The sequence below is a fragment of the Intestinimonas butyriciproducens genome, assembly GCF_004154955.1.
In the GTDB taxonomy this organism is placed as follows: domain Bacteria; phylum Bacillota; class Clostridia; order Oscillospirales; family Oscillospiraceae; genus Intestinimonas; species Intestinimonas butyriciproducens.
The window spans coordinates 427,204-441,307 of sequence record NZ_CP011524.1; the positions used below are offsets into that span (position 1 = coordinate 427,204).

Genomic DNA, 14,104 nt, shown 5'->3' on the forward strand with positions numbered 1-14,104 from the left:
GGGCAGAAGTGGGAGAGCCGGGGGCGGCATTGTCCCCGGCTCTTTCTCCTGCTTTGCTTTCGTCAGCTTCCCGCTCTCTTGGAAAGCGCCCCAAATTCCGCCCGTTTCCCTCTGGAGGGGTACACGGTCGACTGGCCGCTGAAAGCCGCACACAGCGGCTCACAGGGGGCAACGGGGGCTACATCTGCATCTCTGGGAGTTCCTGGCTCTGCTCCGCCAGATAGTCCGCACTGCACTCCTCCAGACTCTGGCCCCAGTGCTCCTGACAGTAGGTGTTCATCTTGGGGAGGAGCAGAGCCTGCTCCTCGGCGCTGAGCCGGTACTTGAATGCCTCCTCGTCGCCGTTGCCACGCTGCAGATACACCTCCAGCGTGTCACAGACACGACGGGCATCCAGATCGTAGTTGGCACAGATGTTCAGCCAGTCGTCATTCTCGGAGGTGCAGACATCAGTTCCGAACACTTGATCCGCATTGAACGATACTTCCATGTAGAACTCCAGCAGGTTATCGTTCTGAATAATGTCCTCGGCGAAGGAAATGTCCTCGGCGCAGAGCCGCCGGCTGCCGGAGAGGTATTCCGATTCCGGCTCCTGATGGAGCGTTCTCTCCTCCAGCCGGTCCAGGAAGATCCGCCACCTTTCGTCCGACGAAGCGTTGCCCTTCTTCATAGCGAAGTAGGCGGCGGTGCTCACATCCCGGATTCTGAACCGCTTCCAGCCATCCATGATGCTGACGGCTTCCATATCTCCGCTGTCGAGGTCGATGTCGTAGGCACCCACCACCCGGCCGGTGTTGTCCAGCCGCTCCGACACATAGGAGTTGAACTCCTCCTGAGAGATTCGCTGGGTGTGCAGCAGCGTTTCGACAAAGCGGTGGGGCGCCTCGTCGGGCGGCTTGCGGATGTAGCTGCGCAGACGGCGGGCGGTCGAGAGCAGCTCGAGTTTTTCCTCGGCCAGAATATAATCGGAGCCGCCGTTCTCCGTGACATGAAAGACGGCGAAGCGCCGTGCGGCCTCCCGAGCCTCCTCCTCCGCCTGCTGCTCTGCCCAGAGCTCATGGCTGATGCGCTCGTACTCCCGCTGAGGAAGCTGGTTGCACATTTCATCAAGGATATTCTCCAGATGCTCCTCCAGCGTTTCCCCCTTCAGTTGTTTGCTCAGAGCGTCGTACCACCGCTCGTCGAGCCAGAGTGTGATCTCACGGCCCCTCATTGCATTCCTCCCATTTCCGGCCCGCACTGCTTCATCTCAGGGTACTCGGTCAGAAGATGCCACACGCCGTTTGCGTAGTTGGCGCTGTTGACCGTCTGACTGAGAAGATCGTCGGCAGAGAGCGACATCGTGATACCGGGCACGCCGGGATGCGCCGCGGCACTTTGGCCGCTCATCAGTCCTTCCGCCTGAGCTGCGGTCAGGGGCACAAAGCCGCACGGGGTCATCAGGGAAAAGACGCCGCCAACATGCGTGGCCAGGAAATCACGAACCGTGCGTGTGCCTGCGTCATCAGACAGTTCCTCCCGAAGCGTCCAGACGCAGTGGAGCAGCTCCTCACCATGGGAGGCATCCAGACCATTCTCCGAAATCCAGCGGTCTGCCAGCTCATCCAGCGGCTCGTCCAGCCCCAGCAGAAATCTGGCGTCCTCCTCATTGATGGCGTCCTCGATATTGTCACGGATCAACCGTGCGGCGGTGATCTCCTCAGCGGCATCAATCAGCTGAGAGGGATCGGCTGCCATCCACTGCTTGACCCGGCGCTCATAGTCTGCGCTGATCCGCTTCTTCAGCTCTTTCTTGTAATCCAAGGCGATCTCATCTTTGTTCACTGGATCACCTCCGGTTCCTGGTCAGGCTTCGGTGCGACGGCTCTCGGGCTGCGCCGGGGCTTGCTCGGAGCGGCGGCGCTTACATCGCTCTCATCGATATACTCCCGCACGGGGGCGGGCACATATTTTTCATAGAGCTTCACCAGCGCATCCGTCATCTCACGGTCCAGGTCAAGCTCCTTCTTGCCCATATAGCGTTTGAGCGCAGAGAGCTTCTCCTCGTCGAAGGTGATGGTCAGGTTCACTTGCTTCATTGGCACTTCCTTTCTCAGTCGTAGTTGATGTATTCGATCTGCAGCCAGTGGGTCCAGCCCCGACCCTCCAGCTTTGTTTTCACCACACCTTTTTTGGTATTCATAGCTTCAATCACATAACCGTCACCGATGTACACGCCAATGTGGCCGTCATGCCAGACAGCGAGGCCGGGGATATCCGGCATGGTGTCGATGGTTCCGGATACTGAGGCGTTATAATACATCTGGTTGGCGCCAAGATCCGGCATCCCGTTGGTTCCATACTCGATAGTCATGGTGTCGGGATTGAGCCATCCGTACCCTTTGATCAGGCCCACGCAGTCTGTGGTTCTGCCTCCCAGCCAGTTGGCACGGATGAAGTCCGCATAGCTGCCGACACCGTCAGGGTACTGCTCCAGCTTGTAGGCGAAGAGCGAATCGGTGAGGACACTGCCGTATGTTCCCCAGACATAGCCCCAGCCGGACTCCCAGGCGTGGATGGCGTAGGTCACAAGGTCTGCGGCGTTCTTGGTGGTTGGATCGGTGAAGGCGGAGATGTCCAGCTCTATGCTGCTCCCATCCCCTCTGAGATACTCGCCGCTGTAGCTGCCGCCCCCGGCGCTCCCCGCAATCATGGTATAGATATGGTCGATGTTGCTCTTGTCATCTTCCGTGATCTCTCTGCCCAGATGGGCTTCCAGATTGGCGTAGGCCTGGGACAGAGAGGCCGGCACCGCGACGGTGTATTCTTCTTCCTCTGTACTTGTAGTCCCGTCCTCCAGTGTCACTTCTACGGTTCGTGTTCGGGTTTCGGTGGTGTAGAAGCACTCCACGAAGCTGTTCGCCGCCCGTGTGGACGGGGCGTCGTCCCCAAAGCAGAGGGCATAAAAAACAGCCTTGACTCTGATCGGGTCAAGGCTGTTGCCGCTGTCCATCTGCCCGTTGGCAGAGGACACCGCCGAATCCAGAAGAGAAAAGGCCGAGCGCATTTCCTCGATGTGATATCGGAACTCCGCCGGAACTTCTGCGGAGAATTCCGCTCCGTAGAAGCATGCCTCCACCGAATAGTTGTTATGCTCCGCCCCGCCTGAGCCAAGGGAGCAGAGCAGGGCGATCAAAAGAATGACGGGTGAAAAGATTGCCACCAGAATCCAGCCCAAACCTTTCCGGGTCTTTTCGTTGGTAAGCAGCATGGCAGCGGCCTTGGCCACTGCGGCAGCGGAAACAGCCATCAGCGACCACCTGCCGTTCCGAAGAGTTTCTCCTTGTAGGCCGGGGCGTGAACCTCCAGCAGATATCGTTCATTGCCGCACTTGTACAGGCAGACGCCGCGCTGGGGGAACTTGATGAGATTGTATTCCGACTCCTCCAGCTGGAGCATATCCATGTAGGACCGCTTGTCGATGGAGCCGGCATTGAACAGAAACTGGTGAGGCGGGATGCTGAACAGGGGTTTGGTCATCTCACGGACGCCCTCCTGATCGAAGTCCTCCAGATTCTGACTGGCCAGCAGCATCGCCGATTCCTTCTTTCGCACACGCTTCAGACAATTTCGGATGTACTCGATGGCGGTGGGGTTGGACAGCCAGATATACAGCTCATCCAGAGCTGCCACGGTATTGCCCACGGTCAGGAGCTTATCGGACATGAAGGACAGCACATTGAAGAGCATGGCGTTGCGGACATTTTTGGCGGCGCTGAGCATTCCCTTGACGCCGAACACCAGAAAACGGCTGGAGGTAATGTTGGTATGCCCGTTGAAGAACTGGGCGTCAGCGCCCTTGCACATGGAGTGCAGCCCCAGTAGCACCTCTTGCAGGAGCTTTTGGGTGTAGAGCTGGTGACGGTCGGCATCGTAGGTCTTGAATTCCTCCTCAATGAGATCGTAGAGGTCGGAGAGAATGGGATAGTCCTCCGGGCACATCCGGTTGAAGTTGGTGCGCTCGGTGATGCCGAACTTGCGATACAGCTTGGACAGCATGATCTCGATGGTGTCGATGTGGGCGTCGCTGAAATCCTTGTAGGCCCGGAAAAAGTCCTTGAGGAAGGAGATATGCTGCGCCAGAAGGGTGCTTTTGCGAAAGGCCTCCGGCGCGTCGGTGGCGTTGGGGTCTCCGCCGTCATCCCAGCACTTGGGTTCCAGCACATTGATGATATACTGCCCGGCCATCAGGTCTGCGAAGCAGCCGCCCACCGCCTCGCACATCTCCTGCTGTTCATGTTCGGCGTCCAGGCTGATGACGGACTTGCCGGACTCCAGCAGATTCAGGATCAGCAGCTTCATCAGGTAGGACTTGCCCTGGCCGGAGTTGCCCAGGATCAGGATGTTGGCGGAGGTCTTGTCCTCGTCCCGCTGGTCGAAGTCCACCAGAATGTTGCTGCCGTATTTGTCTTTGCCGATGTAGAAGCCCTTGGAGTCCAGCTTGCCGGAGTAGTTGAAGGGATAGAGATTCGCCACGCTGGAGGCGGGCAGCACTCGTTCAAACTGGACGCCGAATGTGTTGTGGCCGCAGGGATTGACGCAGCGGAAGCCCTGCTGCTGACGGAGCAGGAGCTTATCCACATTCAGCTTGCTCCGCACCAGCTCCGTCAGCACATCGGTCTGGAGCAGCTTGAGGCTGTTGTAGTCGGATGCGGTCAGCTCGATGTACACAGCGCAGTGGAGCAGAGGCTCACGGTTGCGGTGCATGGTGGCCACCAGAGTCGCCACATCCTGCAGGTTGCTCTCAGCGGTGACCGTCTGCTGTAGGTCGTTGGTGTTGGAACTGTTCATGCGGTTCTTGTTGGCCGCATTTTGAATGATGCGCTTTTCCTCTGCCGGGGTGACCTGCCGGGTGTAGATCCGCAGGGTGACGCCGTCCTTTTCTCCCAGATGGCGGAGAATAGCCTGCTCATCCGTGCTGGTCGGATATTCCCTGAGTGCCCACACACATCGGAAAGTGTTGCCGCAGATGAAATGATCCGGCATGAAGCTGACCCCAGAGGGGGCAATCATATCCAAAAAGGATTTGATGGACGCCTCCTCACGGCTCTGCGGAACCGGTTTTTTCGCTTTCTTTGCCAAAATGGATGCCTCCTATTCTCCGTGGAGGCATCCCGGCCATGGAGTGGAACACCTCCACGGCCTATGATGAATTGATTTACTCGCCCACGATGACCCAGCGGTCCCCGTCGTAGTCCTCGAACTTCTCGGTGGTCACATTTTGCTCGAAATAAACGCCCAGCATCCGCTTGAGATCCTGCTCGGTGGCGCGGCGGGTGGTAAACCCATTGTCATTGATGCTCTGCTCAATGCGGCTGAGATACGGGAACACATCCGTTTCCTTTTCGCTTCGCAGCCGGATGATGATATAAAACTCCCGGCTGGATGCCATCAGCACCTGGATGCGATCCAAATGCTTGCTGTCCTGCTCCAGAAGCCGCCGGATGGCAGGAAGTTCCTCGCTGCCCATGCGCTCCTGATAGAAGTTTTTGTTTCGCTCAAAGGACTCCTTGGAGTTGAGGGCCAGCATCTCAATTTCCGCCTGCCCCTTGACCACATTCAGCAGGGCGTAGATCCTGGCGCTGATGCTGGAATCGGACAGGACGCTGATGTTGGTGGGCTTGATGATAAAAAAGACCAGATCGCCCATGCGGGTGGCGATGCAATAGTCCTTGATGCCGTCGATCCCCATGAGCTGCCGGGTCGATTGCGCGGCATTCTCTTTTTTCTTTCTGCTCATAGCTTCATTCCTCCTTTGGGAAAGCAAGGCGGGAAAAAGCCGGTGCAGCGCATGGTGACACAGCAGGTCACCCGTCTGGGGTTCTGGCTGAACCAGTATTTTGCCCTGGCGTTCTTGGCGCTGTAGCAGAGGGACTTCTCGCACAGAAGGCCGCCCACATAGCTTTTCAGCAGGGCCCGCAGGCTGCGGAAGCCATAGTAATATCTGCCGTCCTGGCTGCGGCAGCTCCACTTGTTCTTGGCATCCTGCCAGAAGAAGGCGTTGCGGCACTCCCACCGCTTGCGCTTCCGGCTCCACCGGAGCGTCAGGGAGGCGGACAGATCCCGCTCCTCGATTTCCGGCAGGCCGAAGTTTTCCTCATTGTCATAGAGTGTGTCGGCGTGGAACATATCACATTCTCCATTCATAGAATTGCTGTTTGGTAATCAGGAAGGCCACTGCATACCGGATAAAATCCAGAATGCTCGTGCCGTCAAAACGGATGCTGAGGAAGGCATAGACTGCCGTCAGCACCAGCGGAATAAAAATTCCGGTCTGTGTCAGCGCCAGGATAGAGACCAAAAGCCCTACGCCAATGACGCCCACATCCCTGAGTTCCCAAAGCCACAGCATGGCCTTGGCAGTCAGATTGTCAGGGTAGATATACAGGGTGGTTCACCTCCAAAAAACAAACCGCCGGGGATATGCTCCCCAGCGGCCGGTGCGGCATATTTATGCTTCGGTCATCTCGGCGGGCTGATTCTGCGCCTCGTACTCAGCCAGCGCCTGCTCGATAAGACCGATGACGAATTCTTTCTGCGTGATTTTTCTGCCGCGCTTTTTTTCTGCGGCAATGAAGTCCTTCAGCCGCTGATCCAGCTCCTCGGTGATCTTGAATGCGAGAGTCTTGGTTTCTGCCATAGTGATTCCTCCTCCTTCGAAGTGTTCTTTGAGTATCAGCTCCACATACTCGCCCAGAGTCTTGAGGCCAAGCTGTTCCTTTTCTGCCACAGCTCTGGCGTGCAGTTCTTCCGGGATCATTCCGCAGAGATTCTTCTTTGCTTCCATGGGTTACTCCTTTCTCTGATTTTGTAAGCAAAGCATACTGCGCCCGGCGGCAAATAGCTATTCACAGAACCCAACGAAGAAGCAAGTTGCAAACGAAGCATAAGCAACAAGCCCGGCTCAGCCGGCGAGAAGCACCAGAGCAATGCCGAAAAGGACATAGTCCACGCATGGAATGGCCACGCTGTTGCCCAGCGCCTTATACCGGGAAGAGTCCGATGCGTTGGGAATGTCAGTCCAACCGTCCGGAAAACCTTGGAGCCTTTCACATTCCAGAGGTGTCAGCCTGCGGATGAGCCTTGGCTGATCTGTACCCTGCAGCACCAGATCCGTGGCATCCTTGTGCTGGCGTGCGCTTTGAGTGCTTGTTACCTCTCCATCTTTGAAAATGTCGACTCGCTGTCTGCTGAACACGGCATGGTGATCGGTGGCAGTCAACGTATAGGCGAGGTCTGCTTGGTATCCGATCCCATTGCCGCCGTTTTGAGGCTGCCGGTCAATAGCATTGCCGGTGATGCAAAATACAGTTTCTTGTTGCGCTGGTGGTGCATTGTTCCAAGCAGGGAGTTCAAAAGCAATCGGTGGAGGGTCATCAGAACTGGAATTTTCATCTACAACAAGCGGTTGGTTATTTCCGCCCATGCCGAATGTGGCGGATACTGTCTGTGCCGATTTGACAGGACCGCAGAAACGAGTATCTTGTCCATGGTTATCAAAAACCAGTGGCTGATGCCCGTGTTCCTGAGCTCGAAGCGTCCCTGTGATGTCCAAGCTGCACTCCATCACGCTACCGCCTTGGTCGTTCAGGCATAAGATGGATGGCATACAGTTTCCGCTGGCGCTGCCTTTCAAGGTGGGGGCAAGCTCCTCGCCGTAGCCGATGCTTCCGGCAGAGGCTCCTGCCCCGGCAGAGAAGCCAGCAGTCAGGACACAGGGATACCCCTGACCGGCCTGACCGCCGCCTGCACTCAGAGATGTGTGCCGTTCCGGCGTCAGAAAACAATCGCCGTTGCCTTTGGCCACGACACCCTCCGCGATGAAAGTCTGCTGCTTCATTCCCGGCTGGGCGCCCAACGCTCCGGCCACATCGTGCAGATCTCTGACCTCATCCCGCTGATTTGCGGCAAACGCAATCGGCTGGATAAGGCCATTGCGGCCAGTGGACATCCCGCAGTTCACGCCAAGGGTAGCCGCTACCGCACCGGTCAGATCACCGTTATAGCCATCAAAGCCCTCGATGGAGCCGTCCTTCTGGTCGGTGTGAGGAGGTTGCTGATTGTGAACCGAATCAGCCGGTGGAGCGACTCCTGACTGAATTTCAAGTGCCTGATTGAGCTTTCTGGGCAGTTCTTTCCCGCGTTCAAAGGCTCTGCGCAGGATGCCCAGGCAGGCTTTCCTGGTCAAATAATATTTGTCCGGCGGATCGTCCTGCAAAATCTGCGACAAGGAAGATTCTTTTTCTTCTCTGGGGGACACCCCAGTATTGAGCGTCAAGGCATCGCCACGCCAGGGAGAAATCAGTTCCCAGTAGAATTCGCCCAGCAGATTCCCAGCGCCCGGTGTCAGGTCGAGGGACTGAAATACCACTGACTTTAATTCGGACGATCTCCTCGAGGACGATCCGGAAATCCTCTCCTTTTGGGGTTCCGCTGGAGAAGGCTCCTGGAACATTCTCCCACACCATAAATCGAGGTCGTATATAGAGAGCTGCTCGGCCTCGTTGTCTATCTGCATCTCTCATCTCCTTTACGATTCTCACCTGTTCCATAAAAAGGCCGGAGCGTTCTCCGAAGATTCCGGCTCTCGCTCCGGCCACGGACAGATCCTGACAGGGAGAGCCGCCGCAGATGATATCCACCGGCGGCAGCTTTGCTCCGTCAAGCTTTGTGATGTCGCCCACATGTGCCATGTCAGGGAAGCGGATCTTTGTCACCTCAATGGGAAAGGCTTCGATCTCGCTTGCCCACACAGGTACGATGCCGTTGTGAACCGCAGCCAAGGGAAAACCGCCAATCCCATCAAACAAGCTGCCCATTGTCAGCGTCTTCATTTGGCTACCGCCTGAACAACGGTCCTTGTGGTATTGACCGCAGCCTGGGCGGTATAGACTGCAGACATGATATTGGCTCTTGTGGTGGTATCCAGGCCAAAAGCTCCGGCAATGCGCGGGATCTCGCCAGCGGACAGCATCAGGCCGAGGCCAAGGAGGGCATGGTCCTTGAATACCATAAGTCCGGCGATGAGAATGGTGGATTGCAGGAAAGCAGTCAAGCACAATCCGATGATCTGCTTGCACCATTGGATGAAACCATCCGTATAACCGCGTGGGACGCTGAACATATAGAGACTGCCCACTGCGATTTGGATGAGCAGAATCCCGCCGCGCTTTAGGTTTGCGAAGAAGACCTTTATCACGGCATAGGCCATCAGGATGATGCAGAATAAAAGCATGATTGGGCTGGTGATGGAAGCAAAGCCGAAGTATGAGCCGGTGGTCATTCCAGTCAGCGAATCAATGCCGCTGAGTGAATCCACAATCTCGGTTGCCGCCTCGCCGATGGAGGTGCCATACCCGGTGATCCCCGCGGTGAGGCTTGCCTGCAATGTGACGGAAAGCTCATAGAGCCGAATCGGCACAACCGTAAACAGGCTCACCGCCATAAAGCCCTTGATGGCACACAGAGCGGTTTCTTTGAGGTTCCCTCTGCCGGAAGAATACTCGATGCCGCACTCGAAGCAGGCCACCACGAGGCCGGTCACATAGAGCGCCCAGGCCAGATAGGAGAAAAACAGCACAATGCTCTGCACCCAGCTCAGTTCGAACAACTCGACGCCCATGTTGCCCATCTCGGCAAAAAAGTTTCCGAGAAAGCCCATGACCTGACCGTAGATCCAATCCACGATCTGACCGAGGATGGTGTCGGCAACAAAATCCCAAATAAACAATGGTTCGTTCACCTCTTTTCGGGGTGAGGCCGCACCAACTGCTTGGGATAAAAGGCCAGAGGCCGTACAGATGGTACGGCCCCTGGGTCAGTTCTTTACATGGTCTGCTGCCACTGAGGGTCAGCGGTCTGGCTCTGCTCCTGAAACACCTCCAGATAATCCGATACCGCATCCGTGAGCCGCTGGTAGTCCTGGCTGTTGGGATGGTAGACATACCAATCCGCTTTCCCGTAGTCATCCCAGATGTACGGATTGATCCCATTGCGGAAGTTCGGGTTGCCGGTTTGCTTTTTCCCGAGGATGTCGGAAAAATTCAGAAGCAGCACATCCACCTGGCCTTCGTTCCGATTCAGAATGGAAATGCGAAGGGCATGGTATTGATTTGCTACGATCCCTGTGACGAGCTGGATCTTTGCCCGATTCAGCTCATCGAGACGCACATAGCAGGCCCGGCCTACATAGGTGGCGTCCGGATACTTTGGAGCAACGATCTTGTGAAGCTCCTGTTCGAAAAAGTTCATATGCCCTCCTTAGATGCCGATAATGCTCCAGAGATACATGGGCGCAGTGAGGGTAAACACGAGGCAGGCAAACAGGATGGCAGGAGCCGCCCACTCGAACTGGCCGGATTTTCTGTACTCGAAGTAGGCGGTGCCCAGCTTGGCGAAGAAGAATACGGCAAGGATCAGGTCGATGGCGGGAAACACCACATTGTCGACCACCGACTTGATCTGGGTGGATGCGGTGGACCAGGTACTCTCGACGGCGCCGGCCACATCTCCGGTACCGGCGGCAAAAGCTGTGGTCGCCATCAGGCAGGTCATTGCCAAGACCACGACAAGCATAACGACCAGGCGCTTATAGTTGAATTTACGCATAGATTTCCTCCATTGTGTTATTAAGTTGTGGGGGCGATATGCCAGTCCTCCCAGAGATCGCCGGAAATCCGGAGGGAGTCCGTGAGGTTCAGCGACAGCATTCCTGCCGGCGTCCAGCAATCCAGGAGCCAGGTATATGGCGTATAGCTTCCATCGGGATACCATATCGGTGTGAAATGGGTCGGCCGGTTATAGGTGCTGTAGGGGTTGTCCTTGAAAGCAAAAGTGGAGCGTTTGCCGCTGATGCTTCGATCCAGGAGCCTCCAAAAGCCTTCGTAGTTGAACTCCGGGAAATAGGTCACCGCATTCTGAGCCGCAGTCACGGCAGAACTCTGCGTGGTGCTGACGCTGGCTGTAACGCTCTGCTGGATGCCGTATCCGCTCTTGAGCGCAGAGGAAGATGCCGTGGGCGACAGGTTATCCGGCGTGATGACCATGGTTGCCGTCAGACTGGCAGTGTAGGCGTTGTAGTCAAATTCCCACCAGCCCTGATCCTCCCACCAGCCGTTGTCCACCCAGTGGTACCAGCGGTCCGTGTGGGATTTGCCCTCGCTGTCCGTCCACCGATCCGTGTGCCAGCACTTCTCCCAGTTTTCGACCCACACCCAATTCTCCTGCCACCAGGGAGACCAGATGCCCCAGGAGGCGGAGGCCACTTCTTCTTTCTCTGGGATATCCGCAAGGGTGAAGGTATCGTTTCGGTCATCGGCCACGGGATTGGGCGGGTCGTTGCCGTCCAGATCCACGATGTTGGCGGTGATGGTGCTTTGCGCCGTGCCTCCGCCCAGCACCCTGACCTGAATGGTGCAGACACAAGGTTCATCGGGGGTGTGCCACTTCACCCAGACCAGTTGGCTGTCGCCATCCGGATAGTACACATTGCTGATGGTATAGGTGCTGCCTTCGATCACAAACTGCACGGTGACCGGGTTGTCCGGGTCTGACTGCCCGCCGGACACCTCCACCGAGGTGATAACATCGGTGTCCACCCGGTATTCGTAGTCAAACGCATTCACCTCCGGTTCCTCCACCTCATCGTTGAAGCGGACGATGCCGATCCCCAGCGAGGAAATGATCTGTTCATTGCTGACCTTGCTGGTAGTGCTGCCTGACCATGCGGGATACCCGAGGTCGGCTTCCTCCAGAAAGATGGCGAGCGGGAGATTTTGGTGTGTCAGCGACCCCATCCAGTAGCGGAGATTTCCGTCAACGACCTGGTCATAGAGTGCGGCTTCCGTGGCAGTCATAGCGTAGTTGGAACCGTTATAGACCAGATACGCAATCGGCTCGATGACGATTTTATAATCGCCGCAGATCAGCGTATCGAAGTCCATCCCCACATATCCAGCGATGGCTCGGATGACCTGTTCATCAGTGAAGTAGCTGCGGATGGCATCAATACTGGCCGGATAGCTGCCGGAGGAGATGATTCGGGGCAGGCTTTGCGAGGGATTAATGTAGCTGTAGTTTCCCACTACCGGAGAGATGCTCCGTCCGGTGTTATAGGACAGCTTGCTGACCTTGCCGAAATGGATGATGCCAGATGCGGGCGTTTTGTTGGTCAGGTCGATCACATTGCCCACTACGGCATGGCTGTCCACATTGATCACGGATACGCGGACGCCATCCATGCCGGGGTTCCAATAGCTTGTAGATGTTCCGCTGCCCATGTTGCCGCCACCGCCGTCGATGTTTTCATCTCCGGTTGCATAGGCAGGCACAGCGATGGACAGCATCAGAGCAACGGAGAGAATAAGCGCAAGGATTCGCTTCACAGGTGCCCTCCTTTCCGATTTTTTCAAATAAAAACGGCGCAGTCACTTCCGACTGCGCCGTTACTGCGGATGAGAGGTCAATCACCGCCGCCCATCTCGCCGATTTTATTTCCGTTCTCGTACATGTTGTTGTCCTGAACTCCGGTGTTCTCACCGCTGTTTTCCACATAGCCGAAGCCGGGTACATAGACCTGACCGGAGCTGTTGGTGCTTCCCGCGGCAGGCTCCGTTTCAGTGGGAGTCACTGTGGGAGTCTCCTCATAGGTGGGCGGCGCCTCATCTTCGGTCTTGCGCTCCTCCTCCGGCACATCCGCTCCGTCGTGGTCATCCGGCAGCGTGGTGGTGCCGGCGGGTGCTTCCGGTTTTTCAGGGGACTCCGGCTTTACAGGATCTGCCTGGATGGTCTGCTCCAGACCGCTGGAGTCCGCACCCTGGGCGGGATCGGTTTCGGATGCGTCCGGCGTTTCCACCTGGACATCCAGATCAGTCTGGCCGTTATTGTCGATATCCACACTGGGATCACCGCTCTGGGTGGGATCATCGGAAACCACACCGGAAGAAATATCGGCATTGCCGCCGAACCGGACGGCGATCCCAACGGCCGCCGCAACGCAGAGCAGGCAGCAGACGGCGATGAGGACGATCCTCTTTGTCTTGTCTGTCATGGTGTATGCCTCCTTGATATATTTCTTGTTAATGGGACAATACCACATTTTTCTGTGGAAGTCTATTGAAAAGACCGGATGGATCAGAAGAGAGGCACATATTTGGCCTCTGTGTGCAAAGTCATGCTGGCGGCGGGCAAAAGATTCCCCAGAAACCGGACGGGCACCTCCAGACGGATCTCCACCAGCGCGGTATATCCCTCGCTCTGGCCGGAACCGAGGCTGTTATTTTCCAGAACCACGGACAGGTCGGAGATGGTATATTCCACCTCGCCGCCCGAAATTTTCTGATACCCGCCCGCTGTATTTTCCAGGCCGAGCGTTTCAGAGAGCTGGCCGTACACATCGCCGGTGTCGATGCTCTCATCCCAGCGGCCTGTGCCGTCCGGATACCAGCCCGCGGCGTATCCCTCGCGGACGGCGTGGTACACATCGTCATAGTTGTCATTGACGGTGGAAATGACCGCCTGCTGCGCGGCCTCCTTTACGCCTTGGGCAATGATCCACAGCCGGCTGAACTCGGCAATGGCGCAGAACAGCATCAGCAATACCAGCACAATGGCAAGGATCATGGGGGTGCCCTCGCCGGAGCGGCGGCGAAAAATCGGTTTTCTCACTTCCAATACACCTCCGACTTGCCTGTGGCGGAAGCCGTCAGCGTGATCGGGAACGAGCCAAATCCTCCGAACAGGCCGATATCCGTTTCCAGCGTCAGGGTCACGGTGACCTCGTCATTGAGCTGGATGCGTCCGGTGGTGGACCACCGAATGTCGGGGTCAAGCCCGGTGCTGTCGGTAAGCGCCGCCGCCCGGCGGGTGGTCTCCGTGCCAACCCGGCCGGCGATCTCCGCCTCGCGCACCAGCTCCACCGCATAGGTGTCCAGCTGCTGTTTGGTGATGTAGACCGGGAGCACACGAACCACCAGCGCGAGCACCAGCATAGCGCACACCACCAGGACGCATACATCGATATAGCCTTCGCCGGAGCGCCGTTTCAGTATTTTTTTCATGGCGACCT

The 14,104-nt window shown here is 56.9% G+C and carries 16 protein-coding genes and 1 pseudogene; all 17 read right to left on the reverse strand.

Features of this window, described 5'->3' with window-relative positions; translation table 11 throughout:
• Positions 1–178: 178 nt before the first annotated feature.
• A complete protein-coding gene (locus SRB521_RS02040) occupies positions 179–1,213 on the reverse strand; it encodes a hypothetical protein (protein WP_116721461.1) in 1,035 nt (344 codons plus the stop codon).
• On the reverse strand, positions 1,210–1,824 hold the full coding sequence (locus SRB521_RS02045; protein ID WP_116721460.1) for a hypothetical protein: 615 nt from the start codon (positions 1,822–1,824) through the stop codon (positions 1,210–1,212). Before SRB521_RS02045 ends, SRB521_RS02040 begins: the two co-directional genes overlap by 4 nt.
• Positions 1,821–2,078, reverse strand: a complete 258-nt coding sequence (locus SRB521_RS02050; protein WP_116721459.1) for a DUF6103 family protein — start codon at positions 2,076–2,078, stop codon at positions 1,821–1,823. The genes SRB521_RS02045 and SRB521_RS02050 overlap by 4 nt, the downstream gene beginning before the upstream one ends.
• Positions 2,079–2,092: 14 nt before the next feature.
• Positions 2,093–3,289 (reverse strand): hypothetical protein, encoded by a 1,197-nt coding sequence (locus SRB521_RS02055; RefSeq protein ID WP_116721458.1) that lies wholly within the window; start codon positions 3,287–3,289, stop codon positions 2,093–2,095.
• On the reverse strand, positions 3,289–5,052 hold the full coding sequence (locus tag SRB521_RS02060; RefSeq protein WP_116721630.1) for a VirB4 family type IV secretion system protein: 1,764 nt from the start codon (positions 5,050–5,052) through the stop codon (positions 3,289–3,291). Before SRB521_RS02060 ends, SRB521_RS02055 begins: the two co-directional genes overlap by 1 nt.
• 145 nt (positions 5,053–5,197) lie before the next feature.
• Positions 5,198–5,779, reverse strand: coding sequence for a hypothetical protein (locus SRB521_RS02065; RefSeq protein ID WP_116721457.1), 582 nt, complete (start codon positions 5,777–5,779; stop codon positions 5,198–5,200).
• Positions 5,776–6,168, reverse strand: coding sequence for a hypothetical protein (locus SRB521_RS02070; RefSeq protein WP_116721456.1), 393 nt, complete (start codon positions 6,166–6,168; stop codon positions 5,776–5,778). Before SRB521_RS02070 ends, SRB521_RS02065 begins: the two co-directional genes overlap by 4 nt.
• Before the next feature lies 1 nt (position 6,169).
• Positions 6,170–6,427: a hypothetical protein gene (locus SRB521_RS02075; protein WP_116721455.1), complete on the reverse strand. Its 258-nt coding sequence runs from the start codon at positions 6,425–6,427 to the stop codon at positions 6,170–6,172.
• A gap of 63 nt (positions 6,428–6,490) precedes the next feature.
• Entirely contained in the window at positions 6,491–6,826 is a 336-nt protein-coding gene (locus tag SRB521_RS02080) for a 4-oxalocrotonate tautomerase (RefSeq protein WP_116721454.1), read from the reverse strand.
• A 117-nt stretch (positions 6,827–6,943) separates the two neighbouring features.
• Positions 6,944–8,873: pseudogene (locus SRB521_RS16405) on the reverse strand (DNA cytosine methyltransferase).
• Positions 8,870–9,769 carry a conjugal transfer protein TrbL family protein gene (locus tag SRB521_RS02095; protein WP_087295596.1) on the reverse strand — a complete coding sequence of 300 codons (900 nt, stop codon included), beginning with the start codon at positions 9,767–9,769 and terminating at the stop codon, positions 8,870–8,872. The pseudogene SRB521_RS16405 and the gene SRB521_RS02095 overlap by 4 nt, the downstream one beginning before the upstream one ends.
• 95 nt (positions 9,770–9,864) lie before the next feature.
• Positions 9,865–10,290, reverse strand: a complete 426-nt coding sequence (locus SRB521_RS02100; protein ID WP_116721452.1) for a hypothetical protein — start codon at positions 10,288–10,290, stop codon at positions 9,865–9,867.
• A gap of 9 nt (positions 10,291–10,299) precedes the next feature.
• Positions 10,300–10,647: a DUF3852 domain-containing protein gene (locus SRB521_RS02105; protein WP_116721451.1), complete on the reverse strand. Its 348-nt coding sequence runs from the start codon at positions 10,645–10,647 to the stop codon at positions 10,300–10,302.
• A gap of 20 nt (positions 10,648–10,667) precedes the next feature.
• Positions 10,668–12,422: a DUF8193 domain-containing protein gene (locus SRB521_RS02110; RefSeq protein ID WP_116721450.1), complete on the reverse strand. Its 1,755-nt coding sequence runs from the start codon at positions 12,420–12,422 to the stop codon at positions 10,668–10,670.
• A gap of 77 nt (positions 12,423–12,499) precedes the next feature.
• Complete coding sequence (locus SRB521_RS02115; RefSeq protein WP_116721449.1) at positions 12,500–13,087, reverse strand: DUF6550 family protein; 588 nt, start codon at positions 13,085–13,087, stop codon at positions 12,500–12,502.
• Between the two features lie 83 nt (positions 13,088–13,170).
• Positions 13,171–13,704, reverse strand: a complete 534-nt coding sequence (locus SRB521_RS02120) for a hypothetical protein (protein ID WP_242976498.1) — start codon at positions 13,702–13,704, stop codon at positions 13,171–13,173.
• Positions 13,701–14,096: a DUF4320 family protein gene (locus SRB521_RS02125; RefSeq protein WP_087295606.1), complete on the reverse strand. Its 396-nt coding sequence runs from the start codon at positions 14,094–14,096 to the stop codon at positions 13,701–13,703. Before SRB521_RS02125 ends, SRB521_RS02120 begins: the two co-directional genes overlap by 4 nt.
• Positions 14,097–14,104 lie beyond the last annotated feature (8 nt).

Excerpts from the sequence above, each read along its gene's own strand:
- SRB521_RS02040 (WP_116721461.1), bottom strand. The coding sequence starts at position 1,213 with ATGAGGGGCCGTGAGATCACACTCTGGCTCGACGAGCGGTGGTACGAC.
- SRB521_RS02050 (WP_116721459.1), bottom strand. The coding sequence starts at position 2,078 with ATGAAGCAAGTGAACCTGACCATCACCTTCGACGAGGAGAAGCTCTCT.
- SRB521_RS02055 (WP_116721458.1), bottom strand. The coding sequence starts at position 3,289 with ATGGCTGTTTCCGCTGCCGCAGTGGCCAAGGCCGCTGCCATGCTGCTT.
- SRB521_RS02060 (WP_116721630.1), bottom strand. The coding sequence starts at position 5,052 with ATGATTGCCCCCTCTGGGGTCAGCTTCATGCCGGATCATTTCATCTGC.
- SRB521_RS02065 (WP_116721457.1), bottom strand. The coding sequence starts at position 5,779 with ATGAGCAGAAAGAAAAAAGAGAATGCCGCGCAATCGACCCGGCAGCTC.
- SRB521_RS02070 (WP_116721456.1), bottom strand. The coding sequence starts at position 6,168 with ATGTTCCACGCCGACACACTCTATGACAATGAGGAAAACTTCGGCCTG.
- SRB521_RS02080 (WP_116721454.1), bottom strand. The coding sequence starts at position 6,826 with ATGGAAGCAAAGAAGAATCTCTGCGGAATGATCCCGGAAGAACTGCAC.
- SRB521_RS02100 (WP_116721452.1), bottom strand. The coding sequence starts at position 10,290 with ATGAACTTTTTCGAACAGGAGCTTCACAAGATCGTTGCTCCAAAGTAT.
- SRB521_RS02105 (WP_116721451.1), bottom strand. The coding sequence starts at position 10,647 with ATGCGTAAATTCAACTATAAGCGCCTGGTCGTTATGCTTGTCGTGGTC.
- SRB521_RS02115 (WP_116721449.1), bottom strand. The coding sequence starts at position 13,087 with ATGACAGACAAGACAAAGAGGATCGTCCTCATCGCCGTCTGCTGCCTG.
- SRB521_RS02125 (WP_087295606.1), bottom strand. The coding sequence starts at position 14,096 with ATGAAAAAAATACTGAAACGGCGCTCCGGCGAAGGCTATATCGATGTA.